The following is a 2,342-nucleotide window of genomic DNA, read 5'->3' on the forward strand; positions in this document are numbered from 1 at the left end:
GCGGCATTGCCGTCGCCGCTCGCCGTGCCCCAGGAGCCGAAAGCCTGCCCCCACACGACGAAACGGCTGGTGTCAGCCTCGACCAGCTCCGGGCCGCCCTCGCCATAAGCCATCACTGGCATGGCGGGAGCGGCGACGTCGCCCATGGCCGCCCGGACGCGGGCGGTTGCGGCATCGGCGACGAAGCGGCTGTCCTCGATCAGCATCCCCTTGGCTGAGGCATGAACCTCGCCCGACGCGGCATCCAGCGCCAGGCGCGCTGCGTCCTTGTCGGTCATGAGCAGCATGGCCCATGCAAGCGCATTGCCTTCGCCCAGCCGATCGAGGGCTCCGGCGGTCGCGAACTGGTTGCGGGTGGTGGCGACGTTGGCGACCGCGACGTCGTTGCGCGCCAAGGCGAGGGTGATGTCGTTGCCGTCGCCGCCCTTGTAGTTGATGAGATGGTCGAGGAAGAGAAGGTCGTTGAGGTTGCCGACGGAGGCGAAGGTGCCGGCGACATCGGCAGCGCCATTGTTCTGGATGATCGTGTACGGCCCGTTGCGCAGGTTCCAGCTCTCGGCTGTCGCCGGCGTCAGGACCAGGTTGAGCGTGGCGCCTGATATGTCGACCGTGCCGCCGACGATCAGCCTGTCGGCGCCGGATGGGGTCGCCTCGACCTCCAGGACGCCATGATTGACATAGTTGCCGCCGACCGCCTGGACGCCGATGGAATTGCCGACGCCGTGCGTGCCGAGGATGGTGACATTGCCGCCCATGGTGCCGATGCCGCCAAGGCGCGCGCCGGAATCCACCGTGACATCGCCGGCGAGGCTCGCTGTGCCATGGCTGGCGTCGCCCACCACCAGCGTTCCCATGTCGACGGTGGTCAGGCCCGCATAGCTGTTCTGTCCGTTGAGCGTCAGCTTGCCCGCGCCGGTCTTGGTCAGAGAGCCGTTTCCGGAAATGGTGCCGCCGATGACGTCGTCATGACCGAGCGCGCCGAGCGAAAGCTGCGGCGCCAGCTGTGAATCGTCGATTAGTATGGCCCCGTCGCCAGACAGCGAACCGACATCGAGCACGGAGTCCTGGTTGCGGAAGCGAACCAGCACGCTGCCGCCGGCGCCGTTGAGGATGGTTGCATCAGCCGCCTGCGATGCCTGCTGGAAATCGAGCGTGCCGCCGGCCTCGTTGACCAGCGTCGCCGTTCCGCCGTCCGAATGTCCGTAGAAAATGGTCGAGCCGCCATTCCGGTTGGTTATCGTGGCGTCCCCGGCGGAGGAAGATACATTGCTTGAGTAATCGTCGTCGAAGGTCGTCCTGCTGAAATAATACGGTATGCCCAGGCCGTCATTGACGATGGTAGCATTGGCGGCGCTTGCTCCTGTGAAGGTGACCGAGCCGCCGCCCTGGTTGATGATGCTGGCCGTGCCGGCATCGGTTCCGGTGCTGAAATTGAGCCCGCCAGTGCCGTCCTTCGCCAGAATGATGGTGGCCGCGCCGGCGGTCGCATTGCGCAGGAAGTTGAGGTCGCCCAACCCGACGGTGATCGAGATATCCTCGGCACTGACCGGATTGGCGGCGTCGTTGCCCGAGAAATAGAGCTTGGCCCATCCCCCGCTTCCGTTGGAGTTTATGGCGACCAGTCCGTCGCCGAGCGCGCCTGTCGCCGTCACGACAAGGCCGCCGCCGCGCACCGCCGTGCCGCCCGAATAGCTGTTGGCGCCGGTCAGCGTCAGCGTGCCGGAACTGGTCTTGGCGAGTTGTCCGTCGCCCGAAACCACGCCGTCGAGGATCAGGTTCTTGCCGGCGCCGACATCGAAGGTGCCGCCGTTGGCGCCGAGGATTATCTGGCGCTCCAGCGTGAAACTGACGGGATTGCCCGTCACCTGCAGCGCGCCGCCGTTCAAGGTCAGGGCGCCCGAGACATCGCCCAGCGACCAGTCGCCGCCGATCCTCAATGTGCCCTGGTCGACGGTCCACGACGTCACCGCGCTGGTGCTGCCGGTCAAGGTCCATGTGCCGTTGCCGGTCTTTTCGTAGATGCCGAAACCCTGGTATTGCTGTCCGACGCCTGAGACGTCGAAGCTGCTGTCGACGTTCCCGCCGAGCCTCAACGTGTCGGCCGCGCTGAAGGCCTCCACAGTGCCGCTGATCGCCGAGCCGGCCCGCAGCTCCAGCGTATTGACGCCGCCGCTGAACCGGATCGCATCAGCCTGGGGGCCGTTGCCGTCGATCGAGAATCCACCGGCGATGGTGCCGCTGTTGGTCACGGTGAGGCCAGCCCCGGCAATGCCGACCCCTCCGGATCCGGCAAGGTAGCGTTGATCGGAATAGCCGCTGGCGCCACCTGTGCCGCCCTGCAC

1 protein-coding gene is annotated in these 2,342 nt (G+C 66.4%); it reads right to left on the reverse strand.

Features of this window, described 5'->3' with window-relative positions; all coding sequences use genetic code 11:
* The coding region (locus ENZ75_RS29080; protein WP_206617123.1) for an autotransporter-associated beta strand repeat-containing protein at nt 1–2,342 on the reverse strand (2,342 nt) is incomplete at both ends.

Origin of the sequence: Mesorhizobium sp. M7A.F.Ca.CA.002.04.1.1 (assembly GCF_004022805.1) — a bacterium.
Lineage (GTDB): Bacteria > Pseudomonadota > Alphaproteobacteria > Rhizobiales > Rhizobiaceae > Mesorhizobium > Mesorhizobium ciceri.